Genomic DNA, 22,279 nt, shown 5'->3' with positions numbered 1-22,279 from the left:
CGCCGAGGGGAGCGGCTGTGTCCACCATCAACACGAACACGATTTCGCTGAACGCCCAGCGCAATCTGCAGTCGAACTCGGCCTCGCTGGCGACGACGATCCAGCGCCTGTCCTCGGGCCTGCGCATCAACAGCGCCCGCGACGACGCGGCCGGCCTGGCGATTTCCGAGCGCTTCACCACCCAGATCCGCGGCCTGAACGTCGCCGTCCGCAACGCCAACGACGGCGTGTCGCTGGCGCAGACGGCGGAAGGTGCCCTCGGCGAGGTCGGCACGAACCTGCAGCGCATCCGCGAACTGGCGGTGCAGTCGGCGAACGCCACCAACAGCCAGAGCGACCGTGACGCGCTGAACGCCGAAGTCACGCAGCTGGTCGACGAAATCGACCGCGTGGCCAAGCAGGCCGAGTTCAACGGCACCAAGCTGCTCGACGGCTCCTTCCTCGGCCAGCTGTTCCAAGTCGGCGCCAACGCCGGCCAGGCCATCGCCATCCAGAAGACCGCCGACGCGCGCGTCGATCAGGTCGGCGCAGCCACGTTCGGCTTCATCACCGGCGGCGCGTTCGCGACCGGCACGGCGACGTCGGCCGGCACGATCACCGGACTCGGGGTGGTCGGCCCGAACGGCAACACCATCGCCGTCGGCGATGTCGATGTCGCTATCGGTGACACGGCCGCACAAGTCGTGAAGAAGATGGAAGCCGCGTTCAATGCCGCCGTCGCGGACACCGGGGTCTTGGCTCGAGCCAGCGGTGCCGGGATGACGCTGGAGTCGATCACCGAGTGGGTCGACAGCAGCGGCGTCGCTGCCGGGATCACCATCAATGGCGGAACCAGCGGCGCTGCCGGCATCACCACGTTCGGTGTGACTGGCGGTGCAGGCAGCAATACCTCGGTGAGTCGCCTGAACAACCTCGACGTCAGCACGATCGTTGGGGCTGGTCGCGCCATCACCATCATCGACAAGGCCTTGACCACGGTGAACGGTGCCCGCGCCGATCTCGGTGCGGTGCAGAACCGCTTCCAGTCGGTGGTGGCCAACCTCAACACCAGTGCGGAGAACCTGACGGCCTCCCGCAGCCGAATCCGCGACGCGGACTACGCCCGCGAGACCGCCGAGCTGACGCGGACGCAGATCCTGCAACAGGCCGGCACCTCGATGCTGGCGCAGGCCAACCAGATCCCGGCCAACGTTTTGGCGCTGCTCCGCTAAGCCGTCCCGACGGCGGCCTTCGAGCCGTCCCATCCAATGATGTTCGAGCACCGGGCCGGGGGGCGACCTCCGGCCCGTTTCCGTTGGCGTGCCGCCCTCAGGGTGCCTATGGCACGGGGCTTGCAGCTCTGGGGCAGACCTGTCGGGAAGCCGGCGGTCGGCGGATGCCGTGAGGGATCCGCGTGTCCTGCCGGGCCTTGGCCCGCAGGGCTCTTCCCATCTCCTCGAGGATCCAACGGACATGAGCATCATCAATACCAACACGATTTCGCTGAATGCCCAGCGGAATCTCCAGGCGAACAGCGCCTCGCTGGCGACGACCATCCAGCGGCTGTCCTCGGGCCTGCGCATCAACAGCGCCCGGGACGACGCCGCCGGCTTGGCCATCTCCGAACGTTTCACCACCCAGATCCGCGGCCTCAACCAGGCCGCCCGCAACGCCAACGACGGCATCTCGCTCGCCCAGGTGGCCGAAGGCGCCCTCGGCGAAGTCGGCTCCAACCTGCAGCGCATCCGCGAGCTGGCCGTGCAGTCGGCGAACGCCACCAACAGCCAGAGCGACCGCGACGCGCTGAATTCCGAAGTGCAGCAGCTCATCGACGAAGTCGACCGCGTGGCCAAGCAGGCCGAGTTCAACGGCACCAAGCTGCTGGACGGCTCGTTCACCGCGCAGCTGTTCCAGGTCGGCGCCAACGCCGGCCAGGCCATCGCCATCACCGAGACCGCAGATACCCGTGCCGAGAGCCTGGGCGGTGCCGTCTTTGACACCTTCACCGGTGCCGCGGTCGTGACCGGCACGGCCACGGCGTCCGCTACGATCTCCGGTATCACCGTCACCGACAGCCTGAACAACGTCGTCACCATTGATGACGTCGAGATCCGGATCGGCGACACTGCCAGCACCGTGGTGGGCCGCATCGCTGCCGCCATCAATGCCCGTATCGGCGAGACCGGCCTGTACGCCGAAGTCGCTGCCAACGGCGTCGACATCACCTTCTCCTCGGTGCGCCAGTCGGTTGACGCGAATGGTGCGTTCGCCGGTTACGAGGTCGACTACGGTGCCGTCAGCAGCAGCACCGCCGGCATCACGCTCGGCACGGAGCCGGCGGCGAACACGGTGGCCCCGGCCGGCAACCCGGCCTATCTCGACACCTTGGACGTCTCCACCGTGGTGGGGGCGGGCCGCGCGCTATCGATCGTCGACCTCTCACTGACGACGGTGAACGGGGGTCGCGCCGATCTGGGTGCCATCCAGAACCGCTTCAGCTCGGTGATCGCCAACCTGACGACGAACTCCGAGAACCTGACCGCCTCGCGAAGCCGCATCCGAGACGCCGACTACGCCCGCGAGACCGCCGAGCTGACCCGCACGCAGATCCTGCAGCAGGCCGGTACGGCGATGCTGGCCCAGGCCAACCAGATCCCGCAGAACGTCCTGACCCTGCTGCGGGGCTGAACCGGCGCGCACTGGCGGCCCTTCCCCCGGCGGCGTAGCTTCAGGCCCCGGGGGCGCGGCCGATATCCCGCAGAGTCGAGGAGTTCGCCATGGGTTCGATTTCCAGTCCCGGCATCGGGTCCGGCATCAACGTCAACCAGCTGGTTTCCCAGCTGGTGGCGGCCGAGCGCGCGCCACAGGAGCAGCGGATCGCCCGCCGGGAAACCGACGCCCGCGCCGACCTCACCGCGTTCAACCAGATCAAGACCGCGCTCTCCAGCCTGCGCACGGCCGCCAACGCGCTCGATGGCAGCAGCGGTGTCGCCGGCCGCAAGGCCACCATCCAGGCCGACGCCGGATTCACGGCGACGGCCACCAGCGCCGCCGCCCTCGGGCGCTACACCATCGAGGTCGAGTCGCTGGCCACGGCGCAGAAGCGCCAGAGTGGCCCCGTCACCACCAGTGCCGATCTCGGCACCGGCACCCTGAGCTTCACCGTGGGCACCGAGACCTTCAACGTCACGCTCGGTGCCACCAACACCATCACCCAGCTGCGCGACGCCATCAACACGGCGACCGCCGGCAAGGGCCTTGCGGCGACCGTCGTCAACGGCGACTCCGGCAGCGTGCTGGTGCTCAACGCCGCGAAAGCGGGCACCGCCGGCGCCATCACCATCAACGCCACGGGCAGCATCGCCACCTTCACCAATGGCCTCGCGGTCACCACGACGGCGACGAATGCCGTGGTCAAGGTGGACGGCGTCACCCGGACGGCGGACAGCAACCGCCTCACCGATCTCATCGGCGGCGTCACGATCGACCTGACGAAGGCGCAGGACAACAGCACCTTCACCCTCGACATCGTCGCCGACAATGCCAACGTCCGCACGGCGATGCAGAGCTTCGTCGGCGCCTACAACGCCGCGCTGACCCAGCTGCGCAACGCCAGCGCCTTCAATGCCGAAACCCGCGTCGGTGGCCCGCTCGTCGGCGATGCCGCCGTCCGCGGCCTCCAGCAGCAGCTGCGCGGGGCCATCGGCGACGCCTTTGACGAGCTCAGTACGCTCGGCATCAAGAGCAGCAAGGACGGCTCGCTCAGCATCGACGTCAGCAAGTTCGACGCCGCGCTCGCCGCCAGTCCCTCGGCCGTGGAGCGCCTGTTCGACAAGGAGATCGCCGGCAGCCTCGGCGCCGTGCTCTCCGCTCGCCTTGAGGGCGCCGTCGCCCCGAACACCGGCCTGCTCGACGCCCGCACCAAGGCCCTCAACGATCGGCTGAAGGGCCTGTTGAGCGACCGCGAGCGCCTTGATGTGCGCATCTCGCGCATCGAGGACAACTACCGTCGGCAGTTCACGGCGCTCGACGGTCTCGTTTCGCAGCTGCAAAGCACGTCGTCCTTTCTCACCCAGGAACTCGCGCGCCTTCCCGGCGCTGGTTGATGCCCGATGACCACCCGCAACCCCGCCGCCGCCTACCGCAGCACCGCCGTCGAAACCCGCGTGCACGAGGCCGACCCGCACCAGCTGATCGCGCTGATGCTCGAAGGCGCCATCCAGCGCCTGCGCATGGCCGAGGCCTGCATCGCCAGCGGCGATTTCACGCGCAAGGCCAAGGCTGCCTCCGAAGCCGGCGCGATCGTCGATTCGCTGTCCGGCTGCCTCGATTTCAGCCAAGGCGGCGACATCGCCGCCCGGCTGGAGGCGCTGTACGACTACGCCTCGCGCCGCATCGTCGCCGCCAACGCCGCCAACGACGCGCAGGGCTTCGGCGAAGTGGCCGGTTTGCTGGACGACGTCTTCGCCGCGTGGAAGCAGATCAAGCCGGCCTGAGCCGATGAGCGATTACGCGACGGCCCTGCAGGCCCTGCGCGAGGCCCGCGACGCGCTCAACGCCGTCGATCTTCCGCGCGCCGAGGCGGCCCTGCAGGACCACGATGCCGCCGTGCGCGCCGCTTGCGCCGGCGCGAGCCCGCTCGCCACGAGCGAGATGGAGATGTTGGCCGCCGGCCAGCGCGAGCTGCTTCAGGCCCTGCTCGATGTGCAATCGGGCGTCTCGCGCGAGCTCTCCGCTACCCGCAAAGGCGGTGCTGCGGCGCGCGCCTACCTGGGCAACGCCGGTGGATGAGGCCGCCGCCGACGCCGCGCTGTTCGATGGCGCCGTCGCCTGCGAGCTGACGGCCCGGGTGCGCGTGCAGCCGGGCGCCCCTCCCGCGGGCAGTGCCGAGGGCGTCGAACGACTGTTGCGCGACCTCGCGATGATGGAGGAGCGTCGCGGCGAAACCGACGACCCGGCGCACCCCACCGATCCAGCGCTGCGCCGTCTCGAGGCCAAGCTGGATCTCACCCTCCAGCTGCTGGCGCAAGCCTTGCCGGCGCTCGCGCCGCCACCACCGCGAGTGGTGCGCTTGAGCGCTCGCGGCCTGCGGATTCAGGCGTCCGCAGCCGACGCGGAGGTCGCGGACACGCCGGCCACCTTGGCCTGGCAGCCGGGCGATGGCCTGCCCTTGCTGGCGTATCTGCCGGTACGCTGCCTCGCCCGCCAAGGCGAGAGCTCGTGGTGGGCCTTCGAGCCCCTCGAGCCCGTGCTGGCGGACCTGCTCGAACGCCACGTGTTCCGCCTGCATCGGCGCTGGCTCGCGGCCCAGCGACGCGGCTGAGACCGAAGCCGGCATGCGGCTTGCACGTCGAGGGTTCCTGTCCCGACATGCCTGAGCCATGCTGGCCGAAATGACCCGCGACGCCGCACCTTCCGCCGACTTGGCCCGCAATGCGCAGATCGCGTTGCGGGAGGCCCATGCCGCGCATGAATCCGGACGTCTGGACGAGGCCGAGGCCCAGTACCTGGACGCGCTCCGGGCCAACCCCTATGCCGCCGAGGCCGAGCACGGGCTGGCGTGGCTGCTTGCGCAGCGCGGCGACTGGAAAGGCGCGTTGCCCCGCTTCGGGCGTGCGCTGAAGCTTCGCCCCTGGGAGAAGGAATTCTGGATCAGCCAGCTCGAGGCCCTGATGCAACTCGGACAGCACGAGGCCGTGCATCGGTTGCTGCATCGGGCGATGCAGTCGGGCTTGCCCGCCGATGCTGCCGCAGGATTCGAGAAGCGTCTCCACGATCGACGCCTTGCCATCATCGCGGCCCAGGTGCGCGCCAGCGGCAAGACGGCGAAGCAGGCCGCTGAAGCGCCCCGCGCGGCCTTGATGGCGCTTCGGGAGGTTTTCCTGAAGCGGGAATTCGCCGAGGCGCGTGCGTCCGCGTCGGCCTTCGTGGCCCAGTATCCACTGTGCGCTTTCGCTTGGCGGGTGCTCGGGGCCAGCATGCCCGCCGACGAGCGCGGCGACGGACCCATCGAAGTCCTGCGTATCGCCTGCGATCTCGATCCCGAGGGTGTGGACGTGGAGATGAACCTCGCGCTCGCGCTCAACGAGCGCGGGCGGCTCGACGAAGCCGAGGCGCTTTTCCGCGACGTGCTGCAGCGCCAGCCCGAAAACCTCCGGGCCCTCGTCAATCGCGGACTTCTGCTCAATCTGCGCGGCGACCCCGAGGCCGAGACGCTGCTGCGCCGCGCGCGCTCTCTGGGTGTCCATGATGCCCGGGTGGCTTTGGCGCTGGGTGCCTACCTGCGCGACCGCGACCTGCACGAGGAAGCGCTGCCACTCCTCGAGGAGGCGATGGCGGCGGATCCCGCCAACCAAGCCTGCGTCTCCGCGCTGTCGGTCTGCTATCTCGGCGTGGGGCGCCACGAGGAGGCGGCTGCGCTGTTCCGCCGCCTCGACACGACGAAAACGCCGCATCTTGGCGCCTTGGGCATTGCCCTGTTCGTTGGTACCCACATCGCCGAGATCGGCGTCGATGAGCTTTTCGCGCTGCATCGCCGCTTTGGTGAGTTGCTTGAGCGCGAGCGAGCGCCAAACACGCATTGGGAGAACGAGCGCGACCCAGCGCGTCGCCTCCGCGTCGGATTCGTTTCCGGCGACTTCCGGCGGCATGCGATGGCGGGCTTTGTCCAGCCGCTATGGGACGGCATGGACCGCTCCGCTTTCGAAGTCTTCGCCTATTCGAGCCACCGCACCAACGACGAGACGACGGCGCAGCTCCGCGCCGCGACCGACGGCTGGTGCGACATCGCCGGCCTGACCGACGAGCGGGCGGCCGACCGCATCCGCCAGGACGGCATCGACGTGCTCGTGGATCTTTCCGGCCATACGGCCTTCAACCGCCTCGGCATCTTCGCCCTGAAGCCGGCACCGATCCAGATCAGTTCCTACGGCTACCCGGCTACCACCGGCCTCACGCGCATGGACTACTACCTCGCGGACACGATCTTTGCGCCGCCGGGGCGGATGGACGGGCAATTCACCGAAAAGCTGATGCTTGGCGCCGCCAACGCCGCCTTCCAGCCGCCCGCCAATGCACCCGATGTGGCGCCCCTGCCGTCGGCCGGCGGGGCTCCTTTCACCTTCGGCAGCTTCAATCGGATGAGCAAGCTCACGCCGCGCACAGTCGAGCTGTGGGCGGCGGTACTGCGTGCGACGCCGGGTTCCCGGCTGGTGATCGGTGCGGCGGATGCGCCGGGCGAGGCGCGGCTTCGTGCCCAATTCACCGCCGGCAGCGTCGAGGGTTCGCGACTCGAGTTCCTGCCGCGCACGGACACGACGAGCTATCTCAAAGCGCACGACCGGATCGACCTGCTGCTCGACACGTCCCCGTATGCCGGCGGCACGACGACCTGCCTCGGCCTGTGGATGGGCGTGCCCACGCTGACGGTGCCCGGGCCGACGCTGCCAAGCCGGGCCGGCGCGGCCATCCTCGAGCGCGTCGGGCTGATGGAATTCATCGCCAGCGATGCAGGCGACTTCGTCGCCCGCGCGGCGGACTTCGCCGATCCGTCGGCACGCGAGAGGCTGGCCGCGGTCCGGGCCGGCCTTCGCGAACGGATGGGAGCGTCGAACATCGGCTCGTCGCAGGCCGCGATCGAGACTTTCGAGGACGGCGCGCGGATGGCCTGGCAGCGCTGGTGCGAGGGTCTGCCGCCGGCTCCGCTGCTGGTTCCCCCACGCTCCCGCTGACGGCGGTCTGGGCCGGCGTCGACCGAGCGTCACCACCGCGTGGCATGGGCCTTGCACGGGGAGGGGCACGACTCCTTCGCCGCGAGCGTGATCGCAATGCTAACGTCCCATGCAACGACCGCCGTGCCGGGGGGCTCCGTGGAGAAAGACGTGATCGCTCCGCCGGGCGAGTCCCGCCCGGGACGTAAGGCCATCCGCGGCCTCGCGGACCTCGCCATCCGTGGCGCACCGCCCGCATTCACCGACATCGTGCACGTGGGCCGGCCGAACATCGGCGACCGCGCTGCGTTCATGGGCCGCGTCGACGCCATGCTCGACAGTCGCTGGCTGACCAACAACGGCCCCTTGGTGCAGGAGCTCGAGCAGAAGCTCGCGCGTTACCTTGGGGTCCGCCACGTGGTGGCGATGTCCAACGGCACCATCGCCCTGGAAATCGCCATCCGCGCGCTCGGCCTGAAGGGCGAGGTGATCCTGCCCTCGTACACCTTCATCGCGACGGCGCACGCCCTGCAATGGCAGGAGATCACGCCGGTGTTCGCCGACATCGACCCGGTCACGCACAACATCGATCCCGCGGCGGTGGAGCGGATGATCACGCCGCGCACCAGCGGCATCATCGGCGTGCACCTCTGGGGCCGCGCCGCGCCGGTCGACGAGCTGGCCGAGATCGCCCGCCGCCGCCATCTCTCACTGATGTTCGATTCCGCGCACGCCTTCGGTTCGACCTACCGCGGGCGTCGGGTCGGTGCCTTCGGCCGCGCCGAGGTCTTCAGCTTCCACGCCACCAAGTTCTTCAACTGCTTCGAGGGCGGTGCCGTCACCACCAACGAGGACGACCTCGCCACGACGATGCGCTACATGCGCAACTTCGGATTCGAGACCTACGACAAGGCCGTGCACGTCGGCACCAACGGCAAGATGCCGGAGATCTGCGCGGCGATGGGCCTGACCAACCTCGATTCGCTGGACGCCGTGGTCGAAGTGAACCGCGCGAACCTTGCGGCCTACGAGGCTGCACTGGCGGATATCGAGGGCGTCTCGCTGCTGCGCTACGACCCGCGAGAGCAGAGCAACTTCCAGTACGTCATCGTTGAAGTCGATTCGGGCTTCGCGGCTTCACGCGACGAGATCGTGGCGGCGCTGCACGCGGAGGGCATCCTGGCCCGCAAGTACTTCTGGCCCGGCTGCCACAACATGCAGCCCTATCGAGACCTGTACCCGCACGCGGGCCTGTTGCTCCCGAACACGAAGGCGGTCGCCGAGCGCGTCATCGTGCTGCCCACCGGAACGGCGTTGCCGCCGCATGCCATCGAGGTCATTGCTTCGGTGTTCCGTGTGCTGGGCGCTTCGAGGGCCCGCGCATGAGCCGCGCGTCGCGCGGCCTGACGCCGGAGCAGGTCGCCGCGCTGGCGCCGGCCTGCGACGCGCCGGTGTTCGACGTCGAAGTTTTCCGCGCGGTGGGGGCCTTCGTGGTGCGCAATCTGTTCCCCGCCGAGACCGTCGCCGCTTGGCAGGCGGCGTGGGCCGAGTTCCAGGCGAACACCCTGGCCGCGCGCAAGGTCGGCTTCAACAAGGTCGCGGTCGAAGAACCGTTGCCGCCGGTGCTCGCGACGATGTACGAGTCGCCGGAGCACCGCGCCGTGGCGCGCGCGATGTTCGGCCCCGATGTCGGCCTCTACAACCATCGCTTCGTCATCAAGGACCAGTTCTCGCGTGACCCGGTGTTCCTGCACCAGGACTACTGCTACCACCTCGGCTTCCCCGAGAAGGCCTCGTTCTTCACTCCGCTCAGCGTCTGCGGGCGCGAGAACGGCGGACTCGAGTTCTTCCTCGGCACGCATCAGTACGGCTACCTCGGCGATGCCGGCGAGATCGATCCCGAAGCGTTCCCGGCGTGGCCGTCGATCCTCCCCGAGCTGAATCCCGGCGACCTCGTCGTGATGGACAGCTCGACCTGGCATCGCTCCGGCCCGCATCTCGGCGGTCCGGACCGCATCCTCGCCGACACCATCATCCAGCCGGCCAGCGATCCGAGCACGGTCGCCATGGTCTGCGGCGAGAACGGCCCGGTGAACCGCATCGACCGCTCGGCCGCCGCGGGGCTGTTCAAACGTTCGCGCACCACGCGGATGAAGGAGCTCACCGCCGAGCTGTCGCGGCTTCAAGGCGGGAGCGACTGATGGTTTTCGTCGGCGGCGGCGCACTGCTTTCGCATGCCGTAGGCCACGCGCTGGCCCTCGGCCTGCCGGTTGCGGTCGTCTGCTGCCCCGTGGGTGACCCCGCGCTGCCGCGCCTCGCGCGCCTCGGCGTCACCGTTCTTTCCTCCGACGATCCGAACGCTGACCTCCCACCGCAGCTCGCGGCACCGGGCGGCAAGGTGGTGTTCTCGATCAACAACCGGTTCCTGCTCTCGGACGCGCTGCTCGCGTCGGGCCCGCGTTTCTACAACATCCACAACGGACTTGTGCAGCGTTATCGCGGCCTGGCCGAGGTGTGCGTCGTCGCGGCGATCTGCCGTGGCGAAGCCGAGTATGGCGCCACCCTGCATCGCCTCTTGCCGGGCCAGAAGGTCGACACGGGGCCGGTGGTGGGCCAGCAGGCCTTCGCGGTCGCGGCCGAGGATGACTTCCCCATCGTATTCGGCCGGGGCCTCGACGCCTGCAAGCACCTCTACGAGCAGCACGTCGCCGCCATCGCCGCGGGTGACGACGTCGCCACGCCGGTCGACCATGCGGGCAAGGCCTTCGGCTACAAGGATGTCGCGCGTCTCTGCGCCGAGGCCTCGCCCGAGCGCCGCCGTCGCGCCAGTCGTCTCGGCCCCTACCAGGCCTTCTTCCCCACGCTGGCGGCCCAGCTCGCCGACGTCGATCGGCACGCTGCCGCGTGACCGGAGCCCCCATGCAGACGAACGTCCTCGACTACTTCGAACACGGCGCACTTCGCCATTGCCCCCAAAAGCTGGCGGTCATTGATGGCGATCAGCGACTCAGCTTCGCCGAGCTCGCGGTCCGCGCGAAGCGTTGCGCTGCGCGTCTGGTCGAACGCGCCGACGTCCTGAACTCACCGGTCGCGGTCTTCCTGCCGAAGGGCGCCGACGTGGTCGTTGCCGACCTCGGCATCGCCTACAGCGGCAACGTCTACATGAACCTCGACGTGAAGCTGCCGACGCAGCGGCTTCGCAACATCCTCGAGCATGTCGGCCCACATCTCGTCATCACGTCGCGCACGCAGATGGCCGACGCTGCGGCTGCCGGAGTCGATGCGGCGCGGATGGTGTTCATCGACGATCTCGTCGCCGCGCCTTCCGATGGCAACACGGGCTTCGACGAGACCGCGCTCGAGGCACGCCGCGCCCGGGTGATCGACACCGACCCGCTGTGCCTGATCAACACCTCCGGCTCGACCGGCACGCCGAAGGCCGTCGCGCTCAGCCATCGCGGCACCGTCGACTTCATGGACTGGGTGTTCGACACGTTCACCTTCGACGAGACGATGGTCATCGGCAGCCTCTCGCCGTTCTACTTCGACATCTACACGTTGGAACTCAATGCTTGCCTCGCCAAGGGCGCGACGCTGGTGGTCATCCCCGAATCGCTGGCGATCTTCCCGGCGAAGCTGATGGCCTTCCTCGCCGAGCACGCCGTCAGCTTCCTGTTCTGGGTGCCGTCGATCATGGTGCACATCGCCAAGCTCGGCCTGCTCGAAGCGGTGCCGCTGCCGGCGCTCAAGACGGTTTTCTTCGCCGGCGAGGTCTTCCCCACGCGCCATCTGAACCACTGGCGGCGCGCGTTGCCCGGGGCGATGTTCGTCAACCTGTACGGCCCGATCGAGATCCATGTCGACTGCACCTATTTCATCGTCGACCGCGAGTTCGCCGACGACGAGCCGCTGCCGATCGGCGTCCCCTGCCGCAACACCGAAATCCTGATCCTCGACGAGCACGATGCCCCTTGCGCCGACGGCCAGATGGGCGAGCTGTGCGTGCGCGGCAGCTCGTTGGCGCTGGGTTACTGGAACGACCCGGAGAAGACCGCCAAGGCCTTCGTGCAGAACCCGTTGAACCGCCGCTACCCGGAGTGGATCTACCGCACCGGCGACCTCGCGGTGCGCGGCGCCAACGGCGAGATCCACCTCGCCGGCCGCAAGGACTTCCAGGTCAAGCACATGGGCTACCGCATCGAACTGCCGGAGATCGAGCACCACGTCATCGGTGTGCCCGGCATCGCCAACGCCTGCGTGCTCTACCACTCGGCGAAGAAGGAAATCACTTTGTTCTACGAGGTGGAGGCCGCAGCGGTGGAGCCCGCCGCGATCCGCAGCCATCTGTCGACCATGCTGCCCAAGTACATGCTGCCGACCGCCTTCCATCCCATGCCGCAGTTGCCGCGCAACCCCAACGGAAAGATCGATCGCAACGGCCTGAAGAACACCCTCGAGGAATCGACGCCATGAGCGTGCTCGACCTGCTTTCCGCCATCCGACCGGAGTTCGATTTCCGCCAGTCCGCGGATTTTTTCGGCGACGGCCTGCTCGACTCGCTTGACTTGATCACCCTGGTGTCGGACCTCGAGAAGACCTACGGCATCCGTATCGACGGCATGGCGATCGTGCCGGAGAACTTCAGCAACCTCGAGGCGATCGAGCGTCTCCTCGGCGAGGCCGGAGCCCGCCCGTGAATCTTCGCTTCGCCGGCAAGCGCATCACTGGACTGCTCACGGTCCTGCCGGCGTATGAGCGCCTGTTCGTCGACGAGATGGCGAACTACAACTTCAGCCCCGCGCGCTCCCTCAAGCTGAAGGACGTCATGGGCTACGACCGTCGGCGCATCGTCGACGGACCGGTTTGCGTTTCCGACCTCGCCGTCGCGGGCTTCGAGCATCTGTTCGCGCGGGGCCAGCTCGCGCCATCTGACATCGACGCCCTGGTCGTGGTGACGCAGTCGCCCGACTACCTGATGCCCGGCACGGCGAGCGTGATCCATGGGCGCCTCGGGCTCGGCTACGACGTGTTCTGCCTCGATATCAACCAGGGCTGCGCCGGTTTCGTCGTCGGATTGATTCAGGCCTTCATGCTGCTTGATCAACCCGCCATCGCGAAGGTCGCGCTGGTGAACGGGGATGTGCTCAGTCGCAAGGTGTCGCCACGCGATCGCAACAGCTACCCGCTGATCGGCGACGGCGCCGCGATCACGCTCGTGGAGCGCGATCCGAATGCCGCGGTGGTCCACGCCAGCCTGAAGATGGACGGCAGCCGTGGAGGCGCCCTCACGATCCCGGCCGGCGGAATGCGCCAGCCCTGCAGTGCCGAGACCGCCGAGCTGCACGAGGACGCCGAGGGCAATTCCCGCGCTGCCGATCATCTGGTCATGGACGGCTCGGCGGTCTTCAATTTCGTGATGACCGAAGTGCCGGCCCTCGTCGATGCGCTGCTGCGCGACACCGGCACCTCAGTCGATGACGTGGACGCCTTCCTCTTCCACCAGCCCAACCGATTCATGCTGCACAAGCTCGCCGAGAAGCTGGGCGTTCCCTACGAGAAGATGCCGTCGAACGTGGTCGAGCAGTACGGCAATTCCAGTGGCGTCACCATCCCGGTTGCCACCGCCTCCAACTTCGCCGAGCGCCTGCGCCGCGAGACCCTGACGGTGTGCTTCGGCGGCTTCGGCGTGGGCCTCACCTGGAGCGCTCTGCTGATGGAGCTCGGCCCGCTCGAGTTCTGCGAGATGATCGATTTCCCGTCCCAAGGAGCTGACCATGGATGATTTCCTCGCCGAGATGGCCGAGATCCTCGAGGCCGACGCCGTCGTCGGCGATGCCGTGCTCGACGCGTTCGACGCCTGGGATTCGTTGGCCGTGCTGTCGGTCGTGGCCATGGCGGACACATCGTTCGGCGCCAAGGTCACCGCGCAAGAGGTCCGCAAGGTCGACACGGTGCAGGCGCTGTACGACCTGATCCTCAGCCGGCGAGCCGCGGCCTGAGATGGAGGCGCCCGCGTTCCACCCGCTCGACCTGACGGGCCGGCATTACCTCGTGACCGGTGCCGCCTCCGGTATCGGTCGCGCCGTCGCCGTGCTGATGGCCCGGCTGGGCGCGCGCCTGAGCCTGGTCGACATCGACACCGCCGCCCTCGAGAACGTGCGCGTCGCGCTTCCCGCAGGCAGTGCGGTGCAGACGACGGCGTTCGACCTGCGCGATGCCGAGGCCATCGGGCCGATGGTCGAGGCCTGCGTGGCCGCGCAAGGCCCGCTGCACGGCATCGTCCACTGCGCCGGCCTCCAGAGCGTGATGCCGGTCCGCACGCTCAAGCTCGAGCGCGCCCGCGAGCTGTTCGCGGTCAACACCGAGGCCGCGCTGGCGCTGTCGAGCGCGCTCGCCAGCCGCAAGGTGTACGCCGGCGAACACGGCGCCCTGGTCTTCATCTCCAGCGTCATGGCCATGGCCGGCTCTGCCGGTGCCGTGGCCTACGCAACCAGCAAAGCCGCGCTGCATGGCATGGCCCGCACGCTGTCGGTCGAGCTCGCGCCGAAGCGCATCCGTGTCAACTGCATCGCGCCGGGCTTCGTGCGCACGCCGCTGCTCGAGCGTACCGAGCGCCTCTGGGAGCCGGGGCAGCGCGAGTCGGTGGAGGCGCAGCATCCCCTCGGCTTCGGCGAGCCCGAGGACATCGCCAATGCCGTGGTGTTTCTCGCCGCCGACACCGGCCGCTGGATCACCGGTACGGTGCTGGTGGTCGATGGTGGCTATCTCGCGCACTGATCGCCGAACGGACAGACTTGCCCCATGGCCGACGCGCTTCCTCCCTACCTTCTGCTCACCGGCGCCTCCTCGGGCATTGGCCGCGAGATGGCCATCGCGCTGTCTCGGCGGCATCGCCTGGTGCTGGCGGGCCGCGATCGCGAACGCCTCGAGGCCACGCGTCTTGCTTGCGAGTCGCCGGAGCAGCACCTCGCGTGGTGCCACGATCTGGCGGATGTGGACGGCATCGCGGCCAGCCTCGGCGCCTGCCTCGCCGCCCAGCCGGCCTGCATCGAGGCCTTCGTGCACTGCGCCGGCACGCTCTCGGTGCTGCCGCTGCGCAGCATCACCGCCGCGCACGCGCAGCAGGTGATGGCCACGAATGTGCTGTCCGCCTTCGAGATCACCCGCCTGTTGATGCGCAAGGACGTCAACCACAAGCGGCTTCGCAATCTCGTTTTCATCTCGACCATCGCCGCGCAGTTCGGCGCCAAGGGCTTCTCGGCCTACAGCGCCAGCAAGGCCGCGCTCGATGCCCTGATGCGCTCGCTGGCTGTCGAGCTTGCGCCCGAAGTGCGAGCGAATTCCGTTCTGCCCGGCGCCGTGCGCACGCCGATGACCGCCGGCATGTTCGACGACCCGGACACCGCGGCCCGCCTGCTGCGCGACTACCCCTTGGGCGTCGGCGAGCCGCGTGACGTCATCGACGCGGTCGAGTTCCTGCTGTCCGACCAGTCGCGCTGGATCACCGGCCAGCAGCTGGTGGTCGACGGCGGCCGCACAGCGAACATCTCGGCATGAGGCCAGCCCCGACCGCGGCGCCCGAGGCGCCCTTCGTCATCGTCGGTGCGGGCGGTCTTGGCCGCGAGCTGCTGGGCTGGATCGCCGGCTGCAGCGAGGCGACGCGCCAGCGCTACCGCGTGCAGGCCTTCGTGACCGAGCAGGCCGCACCCGGCGAGACCTGCCATGGCCTACCGGTGCTTCGGCCCGAGGCCTTTGAGGGAGCGCCAGCGCGGTATGTCATCGCCATCGCCGAGCCAGCGGCGAAGCGCCGCATCGCCCTGGCGCTCGATGCCTTGGGCTGGACGGCCGAAACCTTCGTCCACGACAGCGCCAACGTCGGGCTGAACGCCGTGATGGGCGCCGGCACGATCATCTGCCCCTGCTGCCGCATCTCGACGGACAGCCGCATCGGGGCGCACGTGCTGGTGAATTCCTCCTGCGGCGTCGGCCACGATGCCGTCGTCGGCGACTACTGCAGCCTGCTCGGCAACGTGGCCATCAATGGCCACGTCGAAGTGGGCGAGGGCGTGCTGTTTGGTGCGGGCAGCATGGTCCACCCGGGCAAAGCCGTGGGCGCCTGGGCCAAGGTGGGGTTGGGCAGCGTGGTGCTGCGGCGGGTGCCGCCGCGCGCCACGGTGTTCGGCAATCCCGCCTGCGTCATCGACAACGGTGCCGACCGCGATGGCGACGCCTGACGCCCGCATCCCCCCATTCCGCCACCGGCGCCGCGCATGCGTCCCGGCGTTCCCTTTGGTTTCCTGGAGTTCCTGATGACCCTGCCTTCGGCCTTCGACCTGCAAAGCTTCCCGGTGGCACGGGACTTCATCACCCGCACCCGCGAAGCCTTCGTCGCGCAGTACCTGCGCGAGGGCGACGTGGTCTGCGACATCGGCAACCAGGGCAAGGACATCCCAGAGTTGAAGGCCTTCCGCGTCGTCACGCTCGACATCACGCCGGACACGAATCCCGACGTGGTCGCCGACATCACCCGGCACAACCCGCACCTCGCGGATGGCCAGTTCGACGCCCTGATGTGCACCGAAGTGCTCGAGCACGTGGTCGATCCGTTCGCGGCCGTCCGCGAGCTGCGCCGCATCCTGAAGGTGGGCGGGCACCTGCTGGTCACCACGCCGCTCAATGCCCGCATCCACGGGCCGATCCCCGACTGCTGGCGCTTCACCGAGTTCGGCCTGAAGGTGCTGTTCCGCGATTTCGAGACGGTGTCCTTGGAGAAGCTCAACACCCCCGATCGGAACCTTTTCCCGCTCGAGTACGGGCTGGTGCTCCGTCGCCATCGCGAGGGGCTGGACGAATCCGATCCGCGCGAGATGCGCTTCCAACCCGTGGATTGAGCCCCGGAGGGGTCGGCGTCGGCGCGCAGCCCGGGGTCGTCCCGGCCCGACGGTTTCCCGCCACCCCCGTTGGCACGCCCCTTGCATCCCGCTTCGGCACCTCCTCGGAAGTGCCGCCATGAAGAACCGCCTCGCCGCCACCCAGTCCCAGTCGCAGAGCCTCAACGCGCAGGTGCTGCAGTCGATCCGCCTGCTCGGCCTCACCGGCCTCGAGCTGGAGCAGGAGCTGGCCGAGGCGCTCGCCCAGAACCCGATGTTGGAGCGCGAGGAGGACGAGTCCGACGTTGCGCTGCCCGAGCTCACCCCGCAGGAGCGCGCGGCGCAGGAGACGGCAGCCTTCGACGAGCTGCCCGACCTCTGGTCGACGCCCGGCATGGGCAGCGGTTTCGATCCGGAAGAAGGCGAAGACCGCCTGTCCCGCGTGGCCGCGCCGGTCAGCAATGACCCGGCCCTGCGGGTGCTCGAAGGCCTCGCGATGGAACTGAAGGACGCCGACCTCGCCATCGCCGCGGCCTGGCTGGAGCGCACGGCGGATTCCGGCTACCTCGCCGGCGACCGCGACGCCATCGATGCCGACATCACCGCCGCGCTCGGCCTCCGCAAGGGCCGCGCCGAGGCCATCCGCCAGCGCCTGCTGCACGGCACGCCGGCCGGCCTTGCCGCCGTCGACCTGCGCGAGTGCCTGTTGGCCCAGATCCACGACCTGCCGGCGAAGGACGCCGGTGTGGCGCTCGCCCGCGACATGATCGACCGCAGCCTCGCCCTCGTCGCCCAGCGCGACTGGCCGGCCCTGGCCGCCGCGCATGCCGCGCCGATGGAGGCGCTGCGCGTCGCCGCCCGCCTGATCCAGTCGCTGAACCCCAAGCCGGGCGAGCCCCTTCTGGCCGAAGAGCAGGTGCACGTGCTGCCGGATGTCGTGGCGTGGCCGGCGGACGGCCGCTGGCACGTCGCGCTGAACCCGCAGACCGCCCCGCGCGTGCGCGTGGCCAGCGAGTACGAGAGCGCGCTGTCGGAAGCCGGCGATTCGCCCTCCGTGCAGCACCTCAAGGCGCTGATGAACGAGGCGCGCTGGCTGGCCCGCGGCATCGCCCAGCGCCACGACACCCTGATCAAGGTCGCCCGCGCCGTGGTGGCGCGCCAGCAGGCCTTCCTCGAGCGCGGCGAAGAGGGTCTGCTGCCGCTCACGCTGAAGGAGATCGCCGCCGACGTCGGTGTGCACGAGAGCACCGTCTCGCGCATCACCACCGGCAAGTACCTGCAGACCCCGCGCGGCCTGTTCGAGCTGAAGCGCTTCTTCGGCGTGAAGCTGGAAGGCAGCGCGATCGCCGGGGTCGCCATCCGCGCGCTGGTGAAGAAGCTCATCGATGCCGAGCTGCCGGCCGCGCCGCTGGCCGACGACGTGCTGGTGGCCCTGCTCGCCCGCCGCGGCGTGCAGGTGGCCCGCCGCACCGTCGCCAAGTATCGTGAGCAGCTGAACATCCCGCCGGCGCGGCAGCGGGGCCTCGCGGCCCGCGCGGCCTGACCGGTTCCACGCCGCCCGCGGCGCCGCGAGCCCGTTGCCATGACCCTCATCCGCCTGCTCATCGTCGACGACCACGACGCGTTCCTGAACGCGGCGGAGCGCCATCTTCGGCGCGTGGCGCACGTGGCCATCATCGGCCGCGGCCGCAACGGCATCGAAGCCGTGGCCCTGGCCGATGAGCTGAAGCCGGACGTGGTCGTCCTCGACCTCGCCATGCCGGAGATGGGCGGGCTGCAGGCCACGCGCCTGATCAAGGCCCAGGACGAACCACCGTTCGTCGTGATCGCCTCGCACTTCGACGACGTCGAGCACCGCGAGCACTCGCAGCGGGCCGGCGCCGACGCCTTCATCAGCAAGCTCAACTACATCGCCGAGCTGCTGCCGATCATCGACTCCCGCGCCGGGAAGGCGCAGGGCGGCGCATGAGCGATTCGCGCATCCTCGTCGTCGAGGCCGACGACGCCCGCGCGGAACGCATCGGCGCGTTGCTCGATTTCCTCGATTTCACCCCGAAGCGCATCGGCGCCGTCGACGAGCTCGACCTCGCCCGGGCCAAGCCGCGCGACTGGTTGGCGATCGTGGTCGGCGGGGTGGAGGATTTGGAGGACTTCCGCCGTTTCGGCGGGTGGCTGTCGAAGTCACCGCTGCACCCGCCGCTGCTGGTGCTGCCGGCCCTGCACGGCCTCACCGAGCAGCTCGGCGTGCACCCCGAGCAGGTCTGGACGCTGGACTGGCCGCTGCGCCACCCGCAGCTCGAAGGGCATCTCCGCCGCGCCAGCCTGCAGGCCCTGCGCGGCGAAGAGCGCAGCGAGCGCGACGCCGGCCCGGAAGGGCAGAGCGAGGGCGTGCGTCGGCTGCGGCGGATGATCGAGCAGGTCGCGCCCTTCGACACCACGGTGCTGATCCTCGGCGAGAGCGGCACCGGCAAAGAGGTCGCCGCGCGTGCGATCCACTCGGCGTCTTCGCGCGCGAAAGGCCCCTTCGTCGCGCTGAACTGCGGCGCCGTGCCCGCCGAGCTGCTGGAAAGCGAACTGTTCGGCCACGAGAAGGGCGCCTTCACCGGCGCCTTGGCGGCGCGCAAAGGCCGCTTCGAAATGGCCGAGGGCGGCACCCTGCTGCTCGACGAGATCGGCGACATGCCGCTGCCCATGCAGGTAAAGCTGCTGCGCGTGCTGCAGGAGCGCAACTTCGAGCGGGTCGGCGGCACGCAGACCCTGAAGTGCAACGTGCGCGTGGTCGCGGCCACTCACCGCAACCTCGAAGACCAGATCGCCCGAGGCGGTTTCCGCGAGGACCTGTACTACCGCCTCAACGTCTTCCCCATCGAGATGCCGGCATTGCGCGAGCGCATCGCCGACCTGCCGGCCCTCGTGCAGGCGATCAGCCTGCGGCTCGCCGAGGATGGCCGTGGCGAGGTGAAGCTCGGCGCCGATGCGATGGCAGCGCTGGCCGCCTACGCCTGGCCCGGCAACGTGCGCGAGCTGCACAACCTCATCGAACGCCTCGCGGTGCTCCACCCGAACGCGACGGTCACCGCCGCCGACCTGCCGCAGCGCTACCGCGCGGTCTGGGAGGCCAACGGCGCCCCGCCGGCACCGGCGACATCCACGCCCGTCCCGGCGCCTGATCGTGGCGAATCACCGCCGGTGGCCGCGTTGGCGGCCGACCGCGGGCTGTCCGAGGCGGAAGAACTCGCGGCTGAGCGCGCCGCGCTGTTCGGCGCTCCGGCCGCGCTGGCCCTCGACGAACTGCCCGAGGACGGCCTCGACCTCAAGGAACACATCGCGGCCATCGAGGAATCGCTGCTGCGGCAGGCCCTCGAACGCGCCGAGGGTGTCGTCGCCCATGCCGCGACCCTGCTCAACCTGCGGCGCACCACCCTCGTCGAAAAGCTGCGCAAGTACGGCATCGAGCGCGAGGGCGGCGAGGAGGCCTGACCTCCCCGCCTCAAGGAGCCGGCTTCAGCCCCAAGGCACCAGGCCGAGCGCGAAAACCCCCACAACGGCGACCACGCCGCCGAGGGCCGCCAGCGCGACGCCCCACTGTCGTTTCCGCAGGGCGAGGCCGAGGGCGAGCCCTGCCAGCGCGCCGCCGACGGGAATCGCCCACAGGCCGAGGGCGAGCGTCGGCTCCAGTCCGAAGCCCATCATTCCGGGATGTGCCTGCATCGTGCCGGCGACCGGCAGAACCGCGCCGGCGACGCCCAGCAGACCGCCGCCCACCGCCAAGGCCCGCACGCCTCGCGCGCCGGGTGCCGCGGGCTGTCGGCGCAGTCGACGCCAGAGCCAGAGCGTCGCGGGCACGACGAGGCCCGCGACCAGCAGCAGCGCCAGTCCGGCCGCCGCGACCAGTGCACCGGCCGGCGGACGGCCTCCGTTTGCCGACGCGCCGAGGGTGACGACCGCCGGCATTGGCCGCACGTCGAGCACGAAGGGCGGCGCCGTCATCTCGGCGATGCAGGTGGTGTCCGGTGTCTTCGACGGTTCGTTGATGAAGGCCGACACGATGCCGCGCGGGCAGTCGCCGGCGCCGCGCACGCTGTGGGCGGCCCGCGGCAGCAGGTAAGCGGTGGCGGCCGGCCCGATGGCCGCGGCCACCGCCTCGCCGTCGGGCTGGAAACCGTCGTAGCCAGCGGACAGCACCAGCACCGGCACCGTCGTGCCCACGGGCAGGCCCGGTACCGTCCCGAGCGGGAGGTCGCCGCAGGCACCGTTGGGGATGCCGAGGAACATGTCCATCCAGTTCGGACCCGGCCCCGCGTGCGGCGCGTGGTGCCGCGCGCGGTCGCGGCAATCCGTGCCCAGCAGCCCGGGCATGGCGACGCCAGCGTCCGCAAACGCGTCACCAACCAGCAGCGGAGCCCCGAGTGCTGCGGCGATCGCGTCGCCGTCGCGGCGGACCATGGCATCCACGAACCAGGGCACCGAGCGCGCCGTCGCTTCCGTGTAGAACAGGGTGTAGAGGGCGCTGCGGACGGCGCGTTCATCCGCCACGTAGCGCTCTCGCCCCAGATGGAAGGGGAGCGGATCCGTCGCGAACGACGACAGCGCGGCGTCCGCTTTCGCCCGGTCGAGGCCGGGGAAGCGCGCAGCGCAGGTCGCGTCGGCCGCGCACTCGTCCAGCAGGCGCCCGATGGCCCGGCCTTGGGCCTCGCGCACCGTGTGCACGTAGGCGTCCGGCGGGTAGAGCGAATCCAGCACCACCGACTCGATGGCCTCGGGGTGCCGCGCCAGGTACTCGGCGGCGACGGTGGTGCCGTACGACGTGCCGTACACGGCCCAGCGCTCGATGCCGAGGGCTTGGCGGATGCTTTCCGCGTCCTCGACGTTGCGCACGCTGCCGAAGTGCTCGGGCTTGTAGCCGGCCGTGGCGAGCTCGCCCATGCACGCGTCGAGCGCGGCATTCCGCGCGGGCATCGGATCATCGCCGCGCAGGGCGATGCGGAAGGATTCGAACAGCGCGGCGGCCATGCCGCTGCACAGCGCCGGCCCGGTTCGGCCGCCACCGCGCATATCGAAGGCGATGACGTCGTGGCCCGGCGTGAAGTCCGTCGCGCCCAGGCCCATGTAGGGCACCTGCTGGCAGCCGGGGCCGCCGTGCAGGAACAGGATCGGCGTGGCCCCTGGCGTGGGCGCTGCGCTGCGCTTCACCACGACCGCGAGCTCGAAGGTGCCGTCGTCGGGGCGCGCGACGTCGCGGGGCACGCTCACGGTTCCGCAGCGCAGTCGTTCGCGCACCGCGTCGTTGACGATCGGGATGTCGCACGGTGCCTCGACGAAGACCGGTGCGGCGCGGGCATCCGCCGCGGCCAGTGCGCCGAGCCACAAACCGCCGTGAACCAGTGCCGCGAGCCACGCTTTCGTCGCCATTCCCCGCTCCCCGTCGTGTGTGATCCGTCGATGTGTTCCGCTCGACGCGCTCAGTGCTCCGGCGGCAGGTCCGGCGAAACGAAGGCGAAGCGCGGCTGCGCGTGCCCGTGCACGATCACCGGGCTGAAGAACATCGCGTGCGGGCGCACCCAGAGCCCGTGCTGGCCGTAGAGCGCGCGATACAGCACGAGGGGTTCGAGCGTTTCGCTATGGCGCACGCAGCCCACCACCTCGTACTCGCCACCCTTGTAGTGGCGGTACAAGCCGGTCGGCGTGTCGGGCAGCGGGGGCAGGTCGGTGTCGCTCATC

The 22,279-nt window shown here is 69.6% G+C and carries 23 protein-coding genes; 21 read left to right on the top strand and 2 right to left on the bottom strand.

From position 1 onward, the window contains the following. Window positions 1-17 precede the first annotated feature (17 nt). From O9255_RS03910 to O9255_RS03810, 21 genes are all read left to right on the top strand, one after another. The gene (locus O9255_RS03910) at window positions 18-1,211 is read left to right on the top strand and encodes a flagellin (protein ID WP_297865527.1); all 1,194 of its coding nucleotides are present in this window, start codon (window positions 18-20) and stop codon (window positions 1,209-1,211) included. Between the two features lie 241 nt (window positions 1,212-1,452). After that, a complete protein-coding gene (locus tag O9255_RS03905) occupies window positions 1,453-2,667 on the top strand; it encodes a flagellin (RefSeq protein ID WP_297865526.1) in 1,215 nt (404 codons plus the stop codon). Window positions 2,668-2,756: 89 nt separating this feature from the next. Beyond that, complete coding sequence (fliD, locus tag O9255_RS03900) at window positions 2,757-4,085, top strand: flagellar filament capping protein FliD (RefSeq protein WP_297865525.1); 1,329 nt, start codon at window positions 2,757-2,759, stop codon at window positions 4,083-4,085. A 6-nt stretch (window positions 4,086-4,091) separates the two neighbouring features. Continuing rightward, the gene (gene fliS / locus O9255_RS03895; protein WP_297865524.1) at window positions 4,092-4,475 is read left to right on the top strand and encodes a flagellar export chaperone FliS; all 384 of its coding nucleotides are present in this window, start codon (window positions 4,092-4,094) and stop codon (window positions 4,473-4,475) included. Window positions 4,476-4,479: 4 nt separating this feature from the next. Then, a complete protein-coding gene (locus O9255_RS03890; RefSeq protein WP_297865523.1) occupies window positions 4,480-4,770 on the top strand; it encodes a hypothetical protein in 291 nt (96 codons plus the stop codon). After that, entirely contained in the window at window positions 4,763-5,302 is a 540-nt protein-coding gene (locus O9255_RS03885; protein WP_297865522.1) for a PilZ domain-containing protein, read from the top strand. Before O9255_RS03890 ends, O9255_RS03885 begins: the two co-directional genes overlap by 8 nt. A gap of 58 nt (window positions 5,303-5,360) precedes the next feature. Further along, window positions 5,361-7,709: a tetratricopeptide repeat protein gene (locus O9255_RS03880; RefSeq protein ID WP_297865521.1), complete on the top strand. Its 2,349-nt coding sequence runs from the start codon at window positions 5,361-5,363 to the stop codon at window positions 7,707-7,709. 150 nt (window positions 7,710-7,859) lie between these two features. Further along, complete coding sequence (locus O9255_RS03875; protein ID WP_297865520.1) at window positions 7,860-9,074, top strand: DegT/DnrJ/EryC1/StrS family aminotransferase; 1,215 nt, start codon at window positions 7,860-7,862, stop codon at window positions 9,072-9,074. Next, window positions 9,071-9,889 (top strand): phytanoyl-CoA dioxygenase family protein, encoded by an 819-nt coding sequence (locus O9255_RS03870; RefSeq protein ID WP_297865519.1) that lies wholly within the window; start codon window positions 9,071-9,073, stop codon window positions 9,887-9,889. The genes O9255_RS03875 and O9255_RS03870 overlap by 4 nt, the downstream gene beginning before the upstream one ends. After that, on the top strand, window positions 9,889-10,596 hold the full coding sequence (locus O9255_RS03865) for a formyltransferase family protein (RefSeq protein WP_297865518.1): 708 nt from the start codon (window positions 9,889-9,891) through the stop codon (window positions 10,594-10,596). The genes O9255_RS03870 and O9255_RS03865 overlap by 1 nt, the downstream gene beginning before the upstream one ends. Window positions 10,597-10,607: 11 nt before the next feature. Further along, window positions 10,608-12,161 (top strand): amino acid adenylation domain-containing protein, encoded by a 1,554-nt coding sequence (locus O9255_RS03860; RefSeq protein WP_297865517.1) that lies wholly within the window; start codon window positions 10,608-10,610, stop codon window positions 12,159-12,161. Beyond that, window positions 12,158-12,385, top strand: a complete 228-nt coding sequence (locus tag O9255_RS03855; RefSeq protein ID WP_297865516.1) for an acyl carrier protein — start codon at window positions 12,158-12,160, stop codon at window positions 12,383-12,385. Before O9255_RS03860 ends, O9255_RS03855 begins: the two co-directional genes overlap by 4 nt. After that, complete coding sequence (locus O9255_RS03850; RefSeq protein WP_297865515.1) at window positions 12,382-13,470, top strand: ketoacyl-ACP synthase III; 1,089 nt, start codon at window positions 12,382-12,384, stop codon at window positions 13,468-13,470. Before O9255_RS03855 ends, O9255_RS03850 begins: the two co-directional genes overlap by 4 nt. Further along, a complete protein-coding gene (locus O9255_RS03845; protein WP_297865514.1) occupies window positions 13,463-13,687 on the top strand; it encodes a hypothetical protein in 225 nt (74 codons plus the stop codon). The genes O9255_RS03850 and O9255_RS03845 overlap by 8 nt, the downstream gene beginning before the upstream one ends. Window position 13,688: 1 nt before the next feature. Continuing rightward, window positions 13,689-14,465 carry an SDR family NAD(P)-dependent oxidoreductase gene (locus O9255_RS03840; RefSeq protein WP_297865513.1) on the top strand — a complete coding sequence of 259 codons (777 nt, stop codon included), beginning with the start codon at window positions 13,689-13,691 and terminating at the stop codon, window positions 14,463-14,465. 24 nt (window positions 14,466-14,489) lie between these two features. Continuing rightward, entirely contained in the window at window positions 14,490-15,245 is a 756-nt protein-coding gene (locus tag O9255_RS03835; protein WP_297865512.1) for an SDR family oxidoreductase, read from the top strand. Beyond that, window positions 15,242-15,922 (top strand): NeuD/PglB/VioB family sugar acetyltransferase, encoded by a 681-nt coding sequence (locus O9255_RS03830; RefSeq protein WP_297865511.1) that lies wholly within the window; start codon window positions 15,242-15,244, stop codon window positions 15,920-15,922. Before O9255_RS03835 ends, O9255_RS03830 begins: the two co-directional genes overlap by 4 nt. Before the next feature lie 75 nt (window positions 15,923-15,997). Further along, window positions 15,998-16,579 carry a class I SAM-dependent methyltransferase gene (locus O9255_RS03825; RefSeq protein WP_297865510.1) on the top strand — a complete coding sequence of 194 codons (582 nt, stop codon included), beginning with the start codon at window positions 15,998-16,000 and terminating at the stop codon, window positions 16,577-16,579. A gap of 118 nt (window positions 16,580-16,697) precedes the next feature. Next, complete coding sequence (gene rpoN, locus O9255_RS03820; RefSeq protein ID WP_297865509.1) at window positions 16,698-18,101, top strand: RNA polymerase factor sigma-54; 1,404 nt, start codon at window positions 16,698-16,700, stop codon at window positions 18,099-18,101. Between the two features lie 39 nt (window positions 18,102-18,140). Beyond that, window positions 18,141-18,527, top strand: a complete 387-nt coding sequence (locus tag O9255_RS03815; RefSeq protein ID WP_297865508.1) for a response regulator transcription factor — start codon at window positions 18,141-18,143, stop codon at window positions 18,525-18,527. Beyond that, window positions 18,524-20,038, top strand: a complete 1,515-nt coding sequence (locus tag O9255_RS03810) for a sigma-54-dependent Fis family transcriptional regulator (protein WP_297865507.1) — start codon at window positions 18,524-18,526, stop codon at window positions 20,036-20,038. Before O9255_RS03815 ends, O9255_RS03810 begins: the two co-directional genes overlap by 4 nt. Before the next feature lie 24 nt (window positions 20,039-20,062). Here the strand turns inward: O9255_RS03810 and O9255_RS03805 are convergent, their stop codons facing one another. Both O9255_RS03805 and O9255_RS03800 read right to left on the bottom strand, forming a co-directional pair. Then, on the bottom strand, window positions 20,063-21,970 hold the full coding sequence (locus O9255_RS03805; protein WP_297865506.1) for an alpha/beta fold hydrolase: 1,908 nt from the start codon (window positions 21,968-21,970) through the stop codon (window positions 20,063-20,065). Between the two features lie 50 nt (window positions 21,971-22,020). Beyond that, window positions 22,021-22,278, bottom strand: coding sequence for a DUF1653 domain-containing protein (locus O9255_RS03800; protein WP_297865505.1), 258 nt, complete (start codon window positions 22,276-22,278; stop codon window positions 22,021-22,023). Between the last annotated feature and the right edge of the window lies 1 nt (window position 22,279).

It is taken from the genome of Silanimonas sp. (assembly GCF_027530345.1).
In the GTDB taxonomy this organism is placed as follows: Bacteria; Pseudomonadota; Gammaproteobacteria; order Xanthomonadales; family Xanthomonadaceae; genus Silanimonas.
This window is presented reverse-complemented; position numbering and strand designations above follow the sequence as displayed.

Excerpts from the sequence above, each read along its gene's own strand:
- fliD (WP_297865525.1), top strand. The coding sequence starts at position 2,757 with ATGGGTTCGATTTCCAGTCCCGGCATCGGGTCCGGCATCAACGTCAAC.
- O9255_RS03810 (WP_297865507.1), top strand. The coding sequence starts at position 18,524 with ATGAGCGATTCGCGCATCCTCGTCGTCGAGGCCGACGACGCCCGCGCG.
- O9255_RS03855 (WP_297865516.1), top strand. The coding sequence starts at position 12,158 with ATGAGCGTGCTCGACCTGCTTTCCGCCATCCGACCGGAGTTCGATTTC.
- O9255_RS03815 (WP_297865508.1), top strand. The coding sequence starts at position 18,141 with ATGACCCTCATCCGCCTGCTCATCGTCGACGACCACGACGCGTTCCTG.
- rpoN (WP_297865509.1), top strand. The coding sequence starts at position 16,698 with ATGAAGAACCGCCTCGCCGCCACCCAGTCCCAGTCGCAGAGCCTCAAC.
- O9255_RS03905 (WP_297865526.1), top strand. The coding sequence starts at position 1,453 with ATGAGCATCATCAATACCAACACGATTTCGCTGAATGCCCAGCGGAAT.
- O9255_RS03880 (WP_297865521.1), top strand. The coding sequence starts at position 5,361 with ATGCTGGCCGAAATGACCCGCGACGCCGCACCTTCCGCCGACTTGGCC.
- O9255_RS03840 (WP_297865513.1), top strand. The coding sequence starts at position 13,689 with ATGGAGGCGCCCGCGTTCCACCCGCTCGACCTGACGGGCCGGCATTAC.
- O9255_RS03835 (WP_297865512.1), top strand. The coding sequence starts at position 14,490 with ATGGCCGACGCGCTTCCTCCCTACCTTCTGCTCACCGGCGCCTCCTCG.
- O9255_RS03800 (WP_297865505.1), bottom strand. The coding sequence starts at position 22,278 with ATGAGCGACACCGACCTGCCCCCGCTGCCCGACACGCCGACCGGCTTG.
- O9255_RS03845 (WP_297865514.1), top strand. The coding sequence starts at position 13,463 with ATGGATGATTTCCTCGCCGAGATGGCCGAGATCCTCGAGGCCGACGCC.
- O9255_RS03870 (WP_297865519.1), top strand. The coding sequence starts at position 9,071 with ATGAGCCGCGCGTCGCGCGGCCTGACGCCGGAGCAGGTCGCCGCGCTG.
- O9255_RS03860 (WP_297865517.1), top strand. The coding sequence starts at position 10,608 with ATGCAGACGAACGTCCTCGACTACTTCGAACACGGCGCACTTCGCCAT.
- O9255_RS03825 (WP_297865510.1), top strand. The coding sequence starts at position 15,998 with ATGACCCTGCCTTCGGCCTTCGACCTGCAAAGCTTCCCGGTGGCACGG.
- O9255_RS03830 (WP_297865511.1), top strand. The coding sequence starts at position 15,242 with ATGAGGCCAGCCCCGACCGCGGCGCCCGAGGCGCCCTTCGTCATCGTC.
- O9255_RS03865 (WP_297865518.1), top strand. The coding sequence starts at position 9,889 with ATGGTTTTCGTCGGCGGCGGCGCACTGCTTTCGCATGCCGTAGGCCAC.
- fliS (WP_297865524.1), top strand. The coding sequence starts at position 4,092 with ATGACCACCCGCAACCCCGCCGCCGCCTACCGCAGCACCGCCGTCGAA.
- O9255_RS03805 (WP_297865506.1), bottom strand. The coding sequence starts at position 21,970 with ATGGCGACGAAAGCGTGGCTCGCGGCACTGGTTCACGGCGGTTTGTGG.
- O9255_RS03890 (WP_297865523.1), top strand. The coding sequence starts at position 4,480 with ATGAGCGATTACGCGACGGCCCTGCAGGCCCTGCGCGAGGCCCGCGAC.